This window comes from Thermostichus sp. OS-CIW-29 (assembly GCF_054058195.1).
The window spans coordinates 15431-30510 of the sequence record NZ_JBSSAB010000025.1 but is presented as its reverse complement, the minus strand read 5'-3'; the positions used below and the strand labels follow the sequence as shown (position 1 = coordinate 30510).

Sequence of the window (15080 nt, the reverse complement as noted above, 5' to 3'; positions counted from 1 at the left end):
TCTCGATTAGGGATGTTGTCAGCCTGCGGAATGACTCTAGCGGGATCCCACCGTGAGAACAGCGTCGCTGAATGGCGCCACAAAACGGCTGCCTTCTCTCTCAACTCTCAGCTCGCCACTGAGAAGATAAGAACCAGCAGATAGCGGAACATTGCTTTGCACCCTCACCTGCAGGCGGTGCTCCCCAATAGCAGCAGGGAATAAGTTGGCAAAGGGAGCTTCCAGCCCTTCAGAAAACCGTGCCAGCACAAAAGTCCCCTCAGTAGCTGCAGCCAGGCGCTGTAACTCCAGAAGATTCAAATCGACCCCCAACCCAACCACATACACGGTGAGTTTCTGTCCTCGCTCTCTGGCCAAAGTTGTCAGCTCCTGAGTAGCTTGGTTGATGGAGCGGGTGCTTTCGTTGTCGATACCATCGGTAAACACCACCAAACGGCGGTTGAAACGCTCGGTGGGCCGAAAGTCGCTTAAGAAACGCCCCGCTTCTACCGTGGCATCGTAAAGGGCGGTGTTCCCTCCGGGAACAGCGCGCAAAACGCCTCGTCTCAGCAGCTCTCTATCGCCGGTGAAGTCCTGCAATAGCTGAGCCGTGCGCAGAGGCTGCCCCAAAGCTGTAAGGCCAAAACCTGCCCCCCGGTTGTCAAAGCGCAGAATGGCGCCCAGATCCAGGGGTGCAGGGCGAAATTGATCCAGGAGCCGAAAAACAGCCAGGAAGCGCCGAGATTGGGGATCCAAAACCAACAGGCTGCCTGAGCCATCCATCAGCACAGCCATGAGCAAAGGCCGCTGAGGCAGATCCGGCGGGGGGTTCTCGATCCGGGTGGGTGTCAGGGTCAAGGTTACCGGCTGCGGGATCCCTAGCAAGTCGGTTACCCGGTTTACCTGCAGGCTGACCTGACTGGCAGAGAGCTGGGTTATTGGTTGGGGTGGATCCCCGCCTTGCAGGAGGGCGATGTTGAACTCCATTTCCCCTTGTGTGCCAGAAAAGGAGCGGGTCAGAGCCCCATTGAACGTCAGGCGAGCTTGGGATCCCACAGCCGACGGATCAATGCCTGTACCGCCGGAAGAGCCACAGCCGGCAAGGCAGCTTCCCACGAGCACCAGGAGAAGCAGCCAACCAGCTTTTTGGCTTTTTACTTGACCGGGCTGTATTTTTACAGTCATTGCAGCTGCCAGTGCAAGCATAGTGGGGTGGCATGAAAGTACGGAGTTACAATACCACCCAGTAATTCCGAAAGCTACTGTAGCGCTTGGTGTAGGCGTAGAGATTTTTACTGCAGTTAGAGGATCTCGAGTTCATCTTTTTTCACAATGCGAGCACAGCGGGTCTCAGCTTTGAGCCTAGTAGGGCGGCTAAAGCCTGTCTGCTCGGAGAATTGCTTCGAGATAAAGACCCCTTTGTTTTGCCACTTGTGGCAAGCGTTCTCGCTGACCAATTGTCAAATAAGCCGGCGCTCTCCTCCGTGGCCTATAGTTCATAGCAGCTCATCAGTGCAGGTGTAAGCTCTAAAAGGATCCCCTGGGTGAGGAGGAGAACTGAACATGGCGGCAAAGCAACTCAAGTTCTATTGGAGCCCCCAACACCAGCTCTTTAGCTGTGATGGCGCCAAGTTGGAGGGGCACGGCTACATCCAAACCAACCCCTCCCATGACCTGGTTCACCTGCTCATTGCCGCCAACGGCAACATGCCCTGGCAGCCGGTGGAAAGCCGCGAGCAAACTTGCTTTGCCGAGTACAACGCGGTAATGCTGGAGCACCTGTTGGTCAACTGCTTCAACGCAGCGGTGCTGGGATCCCTGCCCGCCCAGCAGATCATCCCAGAGGCGCGGAAGTTCTTGCGGTGGTTTGTTTCAGAACACTACGCCCCTTTTCCGGTGTCTGAAGAAGAGGCTTTTCGTCGCTTTGCTGCGCACCTGGATATTGAGCGCATTGTGCGTTTGTTCCCCTATTTTTACAGTCTGCGGGCTTGGGAATGCTTCAGCCTCGATTACCGCGCCGAGACCTACGACCTGGAGTTCACCTCCGAGGATGATCCCGTTCGAGAGGCCCCGGAATGGGCGGCGGATCCCAACATTTTGGAGACTCAGGAGCTGGTGCGGCAAAAGCTCTCTGAGGCAGTAGCCGAGGCGGGCTCGATCCGGCCCAAACCGGAGCCCGTTTTCCCGCCAACTTCGTCAGCTTCTCCTCTGTCCGATCCCCCAGCCAAGACCAGGCAGAAAAAAACCGGACTCGGCTTCAAGCCTGCCCGTTGATGGATCCCCTCACCCCTTTCCCACAGGGAGAGGGGAAGACTAATCTGCGCCTTTCACTAGCCGACGAAAGGCCTTTTTGCCCACCTGCAAAATCCGCCCCGCCAGCTCCGAGGCATGGGCAAACTCCAGGTCGGGATCCTCCACCTTTTGCCCATCCAGCCGCACGGCGCCCCCTTGAATCTGCCGACGGGCCTCGGCGGCACTCTTGCACAGGCCACACTCACGCAGGATGTAGCTGAGTTTAACAGGGTAAGACAACCCATCGATGGCAAAGGTGGGGATGGATCCCGTTTCGGCAAGAATACCGTCTAGCACCAGGGCTTGGGCAGTGCGCTGGGCCTCTTCTGCCGCTGCAGGGGAGTGAAACTGGGCCACTAGGGTCTTGGCTAGGAGGATCTGCCGCTGGCGGGGATCCTGCGGCAGCTCGGCAAGGGGCACTGAGGTGAGCAACTCAAAGTAGCGCTCCACCAGGTGATCCGGCACCTTCTCCAGCTTGGAGTACATGGTGAGGGGATCCTCAGTCAGCCCCACGTAGTTGTTTTTGGACTTGGACATTTTCTGGTACCCGTCCAGCCCCTCCAAAAGCGGCACCGTCACGCAGAACTGCGGCGTTTGGCCCTTCCAGATTTGCAGATCCCGACCGGTGAGCAGGTTAAAGCGCTGGTCGTTTCCCCCCAGTTCTACGTCGGCTGCCAGAGCCACCGAGTCGTAGCCTTGCAGGAGAGGGTAGAGAAATTCGTGCAAGTAGATGGGCGTTCCCGAGCGGTAGCGCTGGGCAAAGTCTTCCTTGGCCAACATCTGCCCCACCGTCATCTGGGCCTGGAGTTCGATCAGCTCACTGAGAGTCAGGCGGGCCAGCCACTCGCTGTTGCGGCGCACCTCCAGCCGACCGGGGGTCTCAAAATCCAAAATCTTGCCGGCTTGCTCCAGATAGGTGCGGGCGTTTTCCTCCACTTCTGCCGGGGTGAGGCGGGGACGGGCCTCCGATTGGCCGGTGGGATCCCCGACCAGCGCCGTGAAGTCCCCGATGAGCAAAATGGCCACATGGCCCGCATCCTGAAACTGGCGCAACTTGCGCAACACCACTGAATGGCCCAGGTGTAGATCCGGTCGGGTGGGATCGATGCCCAGCTTCACCCGCAAGGGACGATTTGTTGTGGCCAGGCACTCCGCCAGGGCAGCAGGCCCTCCCGGAAAGATCTCGGCCACCCCCCGCTCAACAATTTGGGCTATCAACGGATCCCGGTACGCTGGCGAAACTGAGGCTGACGATAAACTCAAATCCTGCTCCTCCGGCTGAACCCATGAGCCATTTTAAGCCCACGCAAATTAAGCCCACGCAAAAGATGGTCGGCTCTCAACTCGCTCCACCTAGCCCGGTTGGAGTTGTCGATGGGTGAGGTTGGCCATCCTGCTGCCCCAATAGACGCCGCCCTATAATGGGTCTGGCTTGTTGTTGCTTTGCAACACGGACGTGACAGGGTTTTTGACGTGACCTACGGTCGCAGACCATTGGCCCGCCGGGCGAGAAAGCCGGGGTTGGAGCGTGTCTCCAATTCCCCTTTTTCCGGATCGGGGTTTGACGAGCATGCCGACTATACCCCACCCACCCGCCCCTCCCGGATTGCCCAGGTTGCCGGTGTGGTGGGCAATCTGTTGCTGGGATCCCTGCTCTTGGGATCCACGGCAACGGCTGCCGGATTGGTGGGGTTGGCCATTAGCTTCCGCAACTTGCCGGACGTGCATCAATTGCGGGATTACGTGCCCATTGCCACCACCCACATTGTCGATATTCGGGGCGAGCCCATTGCCAGCCTACACGGGGAGGCCAACCGGGAAGTGATCTCCCTTGAACAGGTCTCGCCGGAGATGAAAAAGGCCTTGCTGGCCATTGAAGACAGCCACTTTTACACCCATCCAGGCATTAATCCGGTCAGCTTGGGCCGGGCGATCCTAGGCAGTGTGGAGGGGGGTATAGGCTCGGCGGGGGGGGGATCCACCCTGACAATGCAGTTGGTCAAGAACCTGTTTTTGAGGCCGGAGCGTACCCTCAGCCGTAAAGTCGCCGAGATCGTGTTGGCGGTGCGCCTAGAACAGGTCTTCAGCAAAGACGAGATCCTGGAGATGTACCTCAACCAGGTGTACTGGGGGCACAATCTCTACGGCATCCAGGCGGCGGCCCGCAGCTACTTCAACAAGGATGCGTCTGAACTGAACTTGGCTGAAGCGGCGATGTTGGCTGGGATCCTGCCGGCCCCGGAAACCCTCAGCCCCTTTCGCAACCTGGAGGGAGCCAAACGGCGGCAACACCTAGTGCTGGATCGTCTGGTGGAGCTGAAGTGGATTACCCCCGAGGAAGCCCAGGCGGCGCGGGAGCAAAAGCTGACCTTAGGCCGCATTACCTCCTTTCAAAGTAACGCCCCAGCAGTTACCGACGCCATTGAGGCGGAGCTGCGGCGCCGCTATGGGGAACAAGCTCTAATGCAAGGAGGTCTGCGGGTTCAGTCCACCATCGATCTGCGTCTGCAGCGCCTTGCCCAGCGCATTGTCAATGAAGATGGCCCCCGCATTGGGGCAGCTCGTCGTGCCGATCAAATGGCTTTGGCGGCAGTGGATCCCCGTACCGGCTATGTGAAGGCCATTGTGGGCGGGATCAACGCTCAGCGGGGCCAATTTAACCGCGCCACCCAGGCGTTTCGCCAAACGGGATCCACCTTTAAGCCCTATGTGTACTACGCGGCTCTGGCCAGCGGGCGCTATTCACCCGGCAGCATCTTGGAAGATACCCCCGTCACCTATCCCGGCTCGCCACCCTACAGCCCGAAAAACTACGACAACACCTTCTATGGCTCCCTCACCTTTGCTCGGGCTTTGGAGCTCTCCCGCAACGTGCCCACGGTCAAGTTGGCCGATGATGTTGGGATCCGCAACGTCATCGCAGCGGCTCAGGCCACCGGCATCAGTGCCGAGATGTTTCCCAACTTGGCTACAGCTCTGGGCTCGGCCAGCGTCAGCCCCCTGGAGATGGCGGCCAGCTATGCGGTCTTTGCCAATGGCGGATATCGGGTGGAGCCGACCCTCTTGGCCCAGGTGGTGGATCGCAACGGCCAAATCCTCTTCGAGACCAGGCCCCAGCCGCAGCGGGTTTTGGATCCCTGGGCGGTGGCTACGCTCAACCAAATCCTCAAAGGGGTGGTGACCCAAGGCACCGGGAGGGCAGCTCGTCTGGACGATGGGCGACCTGTAGCCGGCAAAACCGGCACCACCTCTGATTTCCGCGACGCTTGGTTCATCGGCTATGTGCCGCAACTGTCTACCGCCATTTGGATTGGCAACGACAACAACTCCCCCATGCTGCCCGGCACCGCCGGCGGGGCCTTTGTTGCCCCCACCTGGAAGCGCTTTATGACTGAGGCTCTGCAAGGGATCCCACCTCAGGACTTCCCCAGCCCGCATCAATTTCCCCCTCCCCGACCATGAGCTACAGCGAGGAGCGGCTGGCGCGTATCGAGCGCACGGTGGAGGCCAATGCCCAGGCCATCGCCCAACTGACCCGACAGAACCAAGAGGTGCTGCAAACCATTGCCGGCACCGAGGAGCGCATTGCCAGGGCCGAGGAGCGCATTGCCAGAGCCGAGGAGCGCATTGCCAGAGCCGAGGAGCGCCTCGAGGCCGAGGTCAAACGGTGGGACGAGCGGTTTTTCCAGCTCAGCCGCGATACCCTCAACTTCACCCGCAATGTGGTTACCATTGCCGCCATCACGGCGGTTTTGATCCCCCTGCTCAGGGATGTCGCTCCCCTGCTGATCGAGCTGTTGCGGGAGGGATCCCGTTAGCCCTCTGTAGCTGGGACATCTCGCTTTTCCAACCGCTGGCCAACAAGTGGTTATCGGCAATTGCGCTGAGACAGCCGCGATTCCACCTCTCTGGGGTCGAGCAGGGTTCCAACCGGAATCGAGGTGTCCAAGGGATCCCAGCGCGTACTGATTCTGAGTTACACTAAAACTGCAAAGAAAGGTAACGCCTTTTTCTGGTTCTCCTGACCCTTCACCGCGTTCTTTCTTGCATTCCTTGCACAAGACACAGAGGACAGACGATTATGGCTTTTGAACTCCCGGCTCTGCCCTATCCTGCCGACGCGCTGAAGCCCTACATGTCGGCAGAAACGTTTTCCTTCCACCACGGCAAGCACCACGCGGCCTACGTAGCCAACCTGAACAAGCTCATCGAGGGCACCGATCTGGCCAACAAGTCTCTGGAGGAGATCATCAAAGCCACCTTTGGGGATCCTGACAAAGTGGGTATCTTCAACAATGCCGCCCAAGTTTGGAACCACACCTTTTTCTGGGAATCCATGAAGCCGGGCGGGGGAGGTGCGCCTACCGGGCCTATCGCCGACAAGATCAACGCCGATTTCGGCAGCTACGACAAGTTTGTCGAGGCTTTCAAGACGGCGGCTGCCACCCAGTTTGGCAGTGGTTGGGCTTGGCTGGTGCTGGAGGATGGCACGCTGAAGGTTACCAAAACCCCCAATGCCGAAAATCCGCTGGTTCACGGTCAAACGCCCCTGCTCACCTTGGATGTGTGGGAGCACGCCTACTACCTGGATTACCAAAACCGGCGGCCTGACTTCATCAATGCCTACCTGGAGCACTTGGTGAACTGGGATGCCGCCAATGCCCGGCTGGCTGCCGCCTGACTCCACCTGTTCTGGGATCCCTTGACGGGGGATCCCATCGAAGACTAGCCCTATGTCTCTGTTTGCGAAGGGATCCTTGGGGATCCCTTTTTTGCGCCTAGTCTTTCCCCAAGCGTTCTCGCTCCTCGCGCAATCGCTCCAGAAAGCCAGGGGTGGGAGGTTGGGTTGGAGGGGCTGCAAGGGGAGCAGAAGTTGGAGCAACCCGGTTCACTTGGGGAAACAAAGGTTGATTGATGGGCTGCGGCGGGAGAGGTTTGGCTGGGACAGGGGCTGGAGAAGGTGGAGCAGGGGGTGTGGGCACTGCAACCGGTCGGGGTGGAGGCACAGCAGGGGCTGGAGGAGGAGGTGACACCTGCTGAGTTGGAGCAGGGGGCTGAGGGGTAGAGGACACTGCCTCTGGAGTTGCCGCTGGCCTGGGTGTGGGCTCGCTTGCGGACTCACCGATTCCCAGATCTGGGGCGGGATCATCCTCAAACACCGGTTTGCCCTCCGGATCCCGCGGCAGCCAGTCCAGCAGGGGTTCAGGAGTGGCTGAGGGATCCCGCTCAGGGTGCTCTGCACCGCCGACTGGAAGGGGGCGTTCGGGGGCAGCAGGCGGTCTTTCGCTGCCTGGGCCCGGATCCAACAGCAGACGCAGGCCCCAGAAGGTGCTCCCCGCAATGACAACAAAAAGGGCTATCCCAGCCCAGAGGGGAAACGGCTTGGCCTCGGGCTCTGCCTGGGTACTGAGCAGGTGTGTGCCCGACTGCCCTGCATCCACCGCCGCCAGGGTGCGCTCGGAGAAGATGGGTGCGGTTGGGGGGGGCGCGAGGGAAGAGCTGGCAGCGCTCTGGGAGTGCAGGGATCCCTCCAATTGGGCGCTGAGAACCTTCATATCTTGGGGCCGCTGGTCGGGATCTTTGGCCAGACAGGAGAGCACCACCTGTTCCAGCTCCAGCGGAATCTCATAGGGCAAATTCGAGCGATCGAAGGGCTGAGGCTGTTGGTAATTGTGGGCCTCGTACCAGCCGGGGAAAGAATCGCTCTTGGGTCGCAGAGGTTGTTGCCCGGTCAACATGCGGTAGAGCACCACGCCAAACGAGTAGATATCCGAGCGGGCATCCAGGGCTTCCCCGCGCACCTGTTCGGGAGAGGCGTAGCGCACCGTACCCAAAAAGCCGGTGGTCTGGGTGCCAAGGGCAAGGGAAACCTCGCTGAGCAGCTTAGCAATGCCGAAATCCAAGATTTTGACGGTTTCCCCCAGGGTTTCATCTTTCAGGACGAAGAGGTTGCTGGGTTTGATGTCGCGATGGATCACCCCCTTGATGAGATGGCCATCCTGCTCGGTCTCTAGGTTGTGGGCGTAATAGAGACCGGCACACACTTGGCGGGCAATCCTCACCACCTGTTGAGGCGGCAGCACCGGCTGCTTGAGCATCAGCTCCCCCAAACTGCGCCCCGTCAGGTATTCCATCACCAGGTAAGGTTGGTCGTTCTCTAGGCCATAGTCCAATACCTTGACAATGGCAGGGTGCTCCCCCAGCAGCGTGCTGATGCGAATTTCCTGCTGAAAACGTTTGTGCAACTGGCGTCGGGTGTTGTCATCGCCTGCTAAGTTTTGGTGCAACAGCTTGACCGCCACCGGACGGTTGAACAGGCGCGTATCGACAGCCTTGAACACCCGCCCCATGCCACCTGCTGCAATGCTGTGAACCAGTTGATAGCGCTGGCCGATTACTTTTCCAGGAGCAAGCTGGTGCATAGGCAGCCTAGGAGCATGTACCCTCTGATTCTAATGCGTGTTTCTCGGGAGTTTCTCTTGCCTTTCTCCGGCCATCCCTGCCCAGCAGTCTTCATTCCCAATGTATTTGATGTGCTTTTAAGTACTTATTAAACGCCCTGCCAGTAATTGAAGGCCGGACAAAGTCTGTGGGGCATCGAGAGCTACTTGGATCTGGAGGGATCTGATAGACTCATGCGGGCGCTTTGCCGGGTCTGTTCATTAGCTGTCTGTCGGGTGATTTATGCTGGCTAACTGGCTGCAAATTTCGGGGATCCCTCTAGCCCTGATCGGCCCTGTTGAGAATCCGGTGCTGGTGTTTTTGATCATCCTGACCATCATGCTGGTGGCTCCCTTGCTATTTGAGCGGCTGCGCCTGCCGGGGATCATCGGGTTAATCTTGGCTGGGCTGGTGGTGGGGCCCTACGGCTTGGGCATCTTGCGGCGGGACGAGACCATCATCCTGCTGGGCACGGTGGGGCTGTTGTTTCTCATGTTCATGGCGGGGCTGGAGACCAGTCTGGAAGATTTGAAGCTCAATGCCGGGAAGGCCACCCTCTTCGGGGCGCTCACCTTTCTGTTGCCCATGCTCATCGGCACAGCAGCCATGTTGGCCATTGGGTATGGCTTTCTGGCGGCGGTGCTGGTGGCCTCTTGTTTTGCCTCTCACACCCTGATCGGTCTGCCCATCATCTCGAAGCTGGGGTTGATGCGCCTGCAGACGGTGACGGCAACTTTGGGGGCCACCCTTATCACGAATGTCCTGGCTTTGTTGGTGCTGGCGGTGGTGGTGCGCGCCCACCAAGGGGAGCTGTCGCTGCGCTTTTGGCTGACGTTGATCCCTTCCATTGCCCTCTACACCTTTGCCACCCTGTGGGGGGTGCCTAAGCTGGGCAGTTGGTTCTTTCAACGCTTTGGTCACGACGAGGGAGCAGAGTTTACTTTCGTGATCGCCACTTTGTTTGTGGTGGCCTACGGAGCGGGGTTGATCGGCATTGAGCCGGTGGTGGGAGCCTTTCTGGCCGGGACGGCCATCACCCCTATCATCCCCCAGCTCAGCCCCCTGATGAACCGGATTCAGTTTATCGGCAACACCCTGTTTGTGCCTTTCTTCTTGATCTCGGTGGGGATGCTGATCAATCCCGGTATTCTCTTGGGGGAGCCGCGCACGCTGCTGGTGGGCGGAGTGATGATCGCAGCGGAGGTGGTGAGCAAGTTTCTGGCCGCTTGGATCCCGGCCCAACTGTTTGGCTGGCGCTTTGCCAGCACGATGATCATGTTCGGTTTGTCGATGGCTCAGGCGGCGGCTACCCTGGCGGCGATCACGGTGGCCTTTCAGGTGGAGTTGGTGGATGAGCTGACGGTGAACGGCACCATTGCCATGATCCTCGTGACCTGTGTTGCCTCGCCTTGGATTGTGGCCCGCTGGGGAGAGCAAATGCAGCCAGCCGAAGTGGCGGCAGAGTCCACCGAATTGCCCAAGCCGGATTGGGGAGCTCGCGTCTTGGTGCCGGTGGCCAACCCGGATACTGAGAGGAACCTGTTACAGTTGGCTTTGATTTTGGCCAAAAAAGATGGGGGAACGCTGCTGCCGCTGCATGTTTTGTCTGACCGCGCCGGGATCTCGCCGGCAGCCCTGGCCCGGCAGGAGCAGTTGCTGACTTTCGCAGAAGCTCTGGCCCACAGCGCCGTGGCCCGAGTGGAGCCGATCCGGCGGGTGGATGACTCGGTGGAAAAAGGGATCATTCGCTCGGCGGCGGAACGGCAGGCAACCTTGGTGATCCTGGGCTGGAAGGGCTACTCCACCTATGCGGAGAACTTTTTCGGCAGCATCATTGACGCGGTGGTGCGGCAGGTGGGGATCCCAGTGTTGATCACGCGGTTTCCGGTACCCATCGAGACGGCGCGCCGCATCCTCTTGGTTGCACCGGAGCTGGAGGTCTCTCCCGGATCCCTGCAGCAGACCATTGGGCTGGCACAAACGCTGGCCGGCGAATTGAAAGCAGGTTTGCAGATCCTGCTGGTGCAAACCCGACCTGGGCGGAAAAGCTCCCCAGCCTTGCCGGCAGAAAGCTATGCCCACTTGCCGGTTCAGCGGGTGCAGGGGGGGGTGGTGGCGGAAGCCTTCAAAGCGCTGCAGCCAGGAGATGTGTTGGTATTGGTTCCCAGCGAAACCGGCAACCGGTCGCGTCTAGGCCGAGAGCCGGAGACCATCGCCCGCAACCGACCCAGCCTTCCCATCATCGTGGTGCATTTGCCACGGGATTCAGCTCATCCCTTGCGCCAAGGAGATGGGGTTCTGGCGGCCGCAGAGCCCACTTGACAGGGATGGCATTGGGGTGTTGTCTGGCGGACTGGAGCTCTTGTCTCAACGACGCCCCGGCTCCCTTGGTAAACTGGGATACCCCAGGTTCGGAGCAGTCGTGAGCCAGAAGGGAGGCCCAGAGCCATAGACTATGTTGATTGAGGAAGTGGGGATGGTACCCTACGGAGCACAGGAGCATGACTCTAGTCAATAATAAGCTCAACTATACTGAAAATGATGTATAATATGTTCAGTACGGATTACTACCAGTTGATCTTTCTGTTTACTTTCGAGTCTGCCAACATGGTAGCCAAAGCAAAGCAGAAAATTGGTAGTAAGACGACACGGAAACTGCGCTTTGGGTATTCTACTCAAAGCTTTGCGGGATACCGCCATTCTGTTTGGACTCCGTCCCGCTAACGCGAATGGAAACAAACAGAATGCTATCGCTGCATAGTTGAACAGTGATGTTCAGCAGTGTTCAGCGTAAATGTATCAGTATGGTTGCCTATTTGCTGGAAGTCGGCTGTGAAGAGCTCCCAGCCAGTTTTGTGGATTCGGCTCTGGAGCAGTGGCGAACCGGGATCCCGGCCTCTTTGGCGGAGGCCCATTTGCAAGCGGAGCAGATGCAGCTTTTCGGTACGCCGCGCCGCCTGGCGGTTCTGTTGCAGGGGTTGCCCACCCAGCAGCCGGATCGCACTTTGGAGGTGAAGGGGCCGCCAGTGCAGGTGGCCTACCAAGATGGCCGGCTCACCCCCGCCGGGGAAAAATTTGCCCAAAAACAAGGGGTGGATCCCGGCAGCCTGGAGATCCGGCAAGTGGGCAAGGGATCCTTTGTGTTTGCGGTGCAGCGGGTGCGGGGCCGACCGACGGCGGCGGTGCTCCAGGAATTGGCGCCCACCTGGATCACCAGCTTGAGCGGCGAACGGCTGATGCGCTGGGGCTATGGAGACCTGAAGTTTCCCCGTCCCATCCGCTGGCTGGTTTCCCTTTGGGAGGATCAGGTGTTGCCTTTGCTCTGGCCTACCTCCGAGGGAAATCCTTTGCCGGGCTTGGTGGCGGGGCGGGTGAGCCGGGGGCACCGCGTTTTGGGATCCCAGCAGGTTGTCCTGGAGCGGGCCGAGAGCTACGTTCAGCAAATGCAAGAGGCGGGGGTCAGCCCCGATCCAACAGCGCGAGAGGCATACATTCAGGCTGAGGTGACCAAGCTGGCCAGGCAAGTGAATGGGGAAGCCCAGATCCCTGCTCCTTTGCTGCGGGAGGTGGTGCACTTGGTGGAGTGGCCGACGGCGGTTTTGGGGCGCTTTGAGCCAGAGTTTTTGCGCTTGCCCCCTGCGGTGATCGAGACGGTGATGATCACTCACCAGCGCTACTTCCCAGTACGGGATGGCCGGGATCCCAGAAAATTGCTGCCCTATTTCATCACCATCTCCAACGGCGACCCCCGGCAATCGGAGCGGATCGGGGCAGGCAACAGCCGTGTGGTGCGGGCGCGCCTGGCGGATGCCCGCTTTTTCTACGAGGAGGATCGGCGGATCCCCTTGGCGCAGCGGGTGGAACGCCTGCAGGCGGTTACTTTTGCCGAAGGGCTGGGCTCCATGCGGGACAAGGTGGAGCGCATCCGCCACATCAGCCGCCTCATTGCCGCTGCCCTGAACTTGGATCCCCAGGAGCAGGCGCTGGTGGATCGCACGGCTTACCTGTGCAAGGCGGATCTGGTTACCCAAATGGTGTACGAGTTCCCGGAGCTGCAGGGGATCATGGGAGCCGAGTATGCCCGCCACGACGGTGAGCCGGAGGCGGTGGCCGAGGGGATCGAGCAGCACTACTGGCCTTTGGGGGCGGGGGACGCTTTGCCCAATTCCTTGACCGGGCGGGTGGTGGGCTGGGCGGATCGCCTGGATACCTTGGTGGGCATGTTTCGCTTGGGGCGGATCCCCACCGGCTCCTCGGATCGCTTTGCCCTGCGGCGGGCCGCCAACAGCCTGGTGCTGGTTGCCTGGGATGCCGGCTGGACTTTTGACTTCAACTTGCTGTTGCAGAGCGTGGTGCAGGACTATGCCGTTCGCGCTGGCGGGCCGCAGGCCTTGGGAGATGTCCACACCTTGCGAGCCTTGCAGGAGTTTTTGGCCCAACGGATACAGACCCTTTTGCAGGAGGAAAAACGGATTGATTACGACTTGGTCAGGGCCGTAGTGGGGGATCCAGAGTCCGTCAAAGCGGAGGATCCCCAGAAGGCCGAGCTCACCTTGCGGGCCCTGGGCAACCTGCCCTTGACTTTGCTGCGGGCGGAGTACCTGCAACACCTGCGGGCCACCGGGGAATTGGCGGATCTCTATCCCACCCTCAATCGCTGCGCCCGCCTAGCAGCCCAAGGGGATTTGGACTACGGTGTAACAGATCCAGCAGCCGCCGTGGATCCCGACCAGTTGCAGGAGGCGGCAGAAAGGGAGTTGTACGAGGCTTGCCAGAAAATCTATCGTCTGGGGGTGGAGCCGGCCTTACGGGGAGATTTTGTTCCCTTGGTGGAAGCTCTGCAAGCGGCAGCCCCTCAGGTAGCCCAGTTTTTTGAAGCCGTTCTGGTGATGGATCCGGATCCTGTGCGACGGGCCAGCCGGCTCAATTTGCTGGGAGTATTGCGCAACCAGTCGCGCCTGTTGGGGGACATGGGGGCTGTGGTCATGGCAGGGGAATCCTCGCCGGAGAAGACCCCCTAGCCGTTTCAGATCAGTTTACTTCGAGACAGATCCCCCTCACCCCCAGCTTCTCTCCCAGAGGGAGCTACCCCCCAAGGACTCTGTCCCACTGGCGCGAACGGCTTGGGAATGGACATATCGTCATTTCCACTCAAACTCAGAACACTTTGCCCACACCTAAACCGTTGGTCGCGTCTTCGCGTCAGCGTTGCGGAGCAATAGCGTTGCGGAGCAATAATGCAGGGGGTTAGAAGGTTTTTCAAGGACTCCGTCCCGCTGGCGCGATCAGTAGCCCAGGCGTCTCATCTTAACCTGAACAACCATACGATTTATCCAAGAAATTGCAAACACTGCTGCAAAGCCCGCTGCACCGAGCCTAGGTAGCCCTCTCCAAACAGGTTGAGATGGTTGAGCCAGTGGTAGAGCTGGTAGAGGGGCTTGCGGTGAGGATATCCCTTATCCAAAGGATAGGTCTGCTGATAAGCCCGATAGAACTCCGGCGGAAAGCCGCCAAACAGTTCTGTCATCGCCAGATCCGTCTCCCGATCCCCGTAGTAGGTGGCCGGATCGAAAATCACCGGGGATCCATCGGCCAAGGCCCCGTAGTTGCCGCCCCACAGATCTCCATGCAACAGAGCGGGTTCTGGCCTGTAGTCCTGAAAAAAGGCTTCCAGCTCCGCCATTACCCGTTCGGCTTGGGCCACCCACGTGCCGCGATACCCCTGTTGGCAAGCCAATTTCACCTGGTAGAGCAGCCGCTGTTCCCGATAAAAATCCGGCCAATTCTGCCGCCAACTGTTGATCTGCGGCGTGGAGCCGATGGTGTTGTCGCGCTCCCAACCGTAGCTGCCGTTGGGGGATAGGGTGCGGTGCAACTGGGCCAACTGGGATCCCAACAAACCCGCAGTCTGCGGACGGGGCGAGGTTAGCTCCAGGTATTCCAGCACCAAGTAGGCCTGCTCTCCTACGGATCCCCAGATGATGGGCTGGGGCACGCGAATGGCCTGGGCGGCCGCTAGGGTTTGCAAGCCCGCAGCTTCCGCTGCAAACATCTCCAGCGCCCTTTCTCCCCCACGGGCCAATTTGACGAAGTAGTCTTTTACCCCTTCTGCAAGAGGGCTTTGGGAAGCGCAGGAAAACCGATAGGTGGCGTTGATGCTGCCTCCGCCCACAGAACGATACTGTAGGGGCTGGATGGGATCCCCTGTTGCTTCTGAAAGGTGCTGGGCGATGGTCTGCCAAAGAGTTTGCATCAGCAGCAAAAGTCAATTGTCGGAGAAAAACAGGTACTTATGGTCATTTCGGGTAGTCATTTCAGGTTAGGGTGAGACGCCTGAGCCATTGCCTGGGCCATTGAGAAAAGCCCTA

General features: G+C 59.4%; 10 protein-coding genes. 6 read left to right on the top strand and 4 right to left on the bottom strand.

Annotation, left to right across the window (positions count from 1 at the left end):
• Positions 1-36 precede the first annotated feature (36 nt).
• Positions 37-1095, bottom strand: a complete 1059-nt coding sequence (locus ACVWZJ_RS09645) for a vWA domain-containing protein (RefSeq protein ID WP_457395925.1) — start codon at positions 1093-1095, stop codon at positions 37-39.
• Between the two features lie 447 nt (positions 1096-1542).
• Here ACVWZJ_RS09645 and ACVWZJ_RS09640 point away from each other — a divergent pair, with 447 nt between their 5' ends.
• Positions 1543-2253: a hypothetical protein gene (locus tag ACVWZJ_RS09640; protein ID WP_414330718.1), complete on the top strand. Its 711-nt coding sequence runs from the start codon at positions 1543-1545 to the stop codon at positions 2251-2253.
• A 39-nt stretch (positions 2254-2292) separates the two neighbouring features.
• Here ACVWZJ_RS09640 and tyrS read toward each other — a convergent pair whose 3' ends face one another.
• Positions 2293-3534, bottom strand: a complete 1242-nt coding sequence (gene tyrS / locus ACVWZJ_RS09635) for a tyrosine--tRNA ligase (RefSeq protein WP_457395924.1) — start codon at positions 3532-3534, stop codon at positions 2293-2295.
• A gap of 210 nt (positions 3535-3744) precedes the next feature.
• On the opposite strand from tyrS, the gene ACVWZJ_RS09630 reads away from it, so the two are divergent.
• The 3 genes from ACVWZJ_RS09630 (at position 3745) to ACVWZJ_RS09620 (ending at position 6952) form a co-directional block, all read left to right on the top strand.
• Positions 3745-5733, top strand: coding sequence for a transglycosylase domain-containing protein (locus tag ACVWZJ_RS09630; protein ID WP_457395923.1), 1989 nt, complete (start codon positions 3745-3747; stop codon positions 5731-5733).
• Positions 5730-6089, top strand: a complete 360-nt coding sequence (locus tag ACVWZJ_RS09625; protein ID WP_414380928.1) for a hypothetical protein — start codon at positions 5730-5732, stop codon at positions 6087-6089. Before ACVWZJ_RS09630 ends, ACVWZJ_RS09625 begins: the two co-directional genes overlap by 4 nt.
• A gap of 263 nt (positions 6090-6352) precedes the next feature.
• Positions 6353-6952, top strand: coding sequence for a superoxide dismutase (locus ACVWZJ_RS09620; protein ID WP_011434074.1), 600 nt, complete (start codon positions 6353-6355; stop codon positions 6950-6952).
• Between the two features lie 97 nt (positions 6953-7049).
• Here the strand turns inward: ACVWZJ_RS09620 and ACVWZJ_RS09615 are convergent, their stop codons facing one another.
• Positions 7050-8693 (bottom strand): serine/threonine-protein kinase, encoded by a 1644-nt coding sequence (locus ACVWZJ_RS09615; RefSeq protein ID WP_011434075.1) that lies wholly within the window; start codon positions 8691-8693, stop codon positions 7050-7052.
• A gap of 262 nt (positions 8694-8955) precedes the next feature.
• Here ACVWZJ_RS09615 and ACVWZJ_RS09610 point away from each other — a divergent pair, with 262 nt between their 5' ends.
• Both ACVWZJ_RS09610 and glyS read left to right on the top strand, forming a co-directional pair.
• Entirely contained in the window at positions 8956-11034 is a 2079-nt protein-coding gene (locus tag ACVWZJ_RS09610; RefSeq protein WP_457395922.1) for a cation:proton antiporter domain-containing protein, read from the top strand.
• Between the two features lie 482 nt (positions 11035-11516).
• Positions 11517-13733: a glycine--tRNA ligase subunit beta gene (glyS, locus tag ACVWZJ_RS09605; RefSeq protein ID WP_457395937.1), complete on the top strand. Its 2217-nt coding sequence runs from the start codon at positions 11517-11519 to the stop codon at positions 13731-13733.
• 308 nt (positions 13734-14041) lie between these two features.
• On the opposite strand, the gene ACVWZJ_RS09600 is transcribed toward glyS, so the two are convergent.
• The gene (locus tag ACVWZJ_RS09600) at positions 14042-14965 is read right to left on the bottom strand and encodes a fructosamine kinase family protein (protein WP_457395921.1); all 924 of its coding nucleotides are present in this window, start codon (positions 14963-14965) and stop codon (positions 14042-14044) included.
• Positions 14966-15080: the final 115 nt, after the last annotated feature.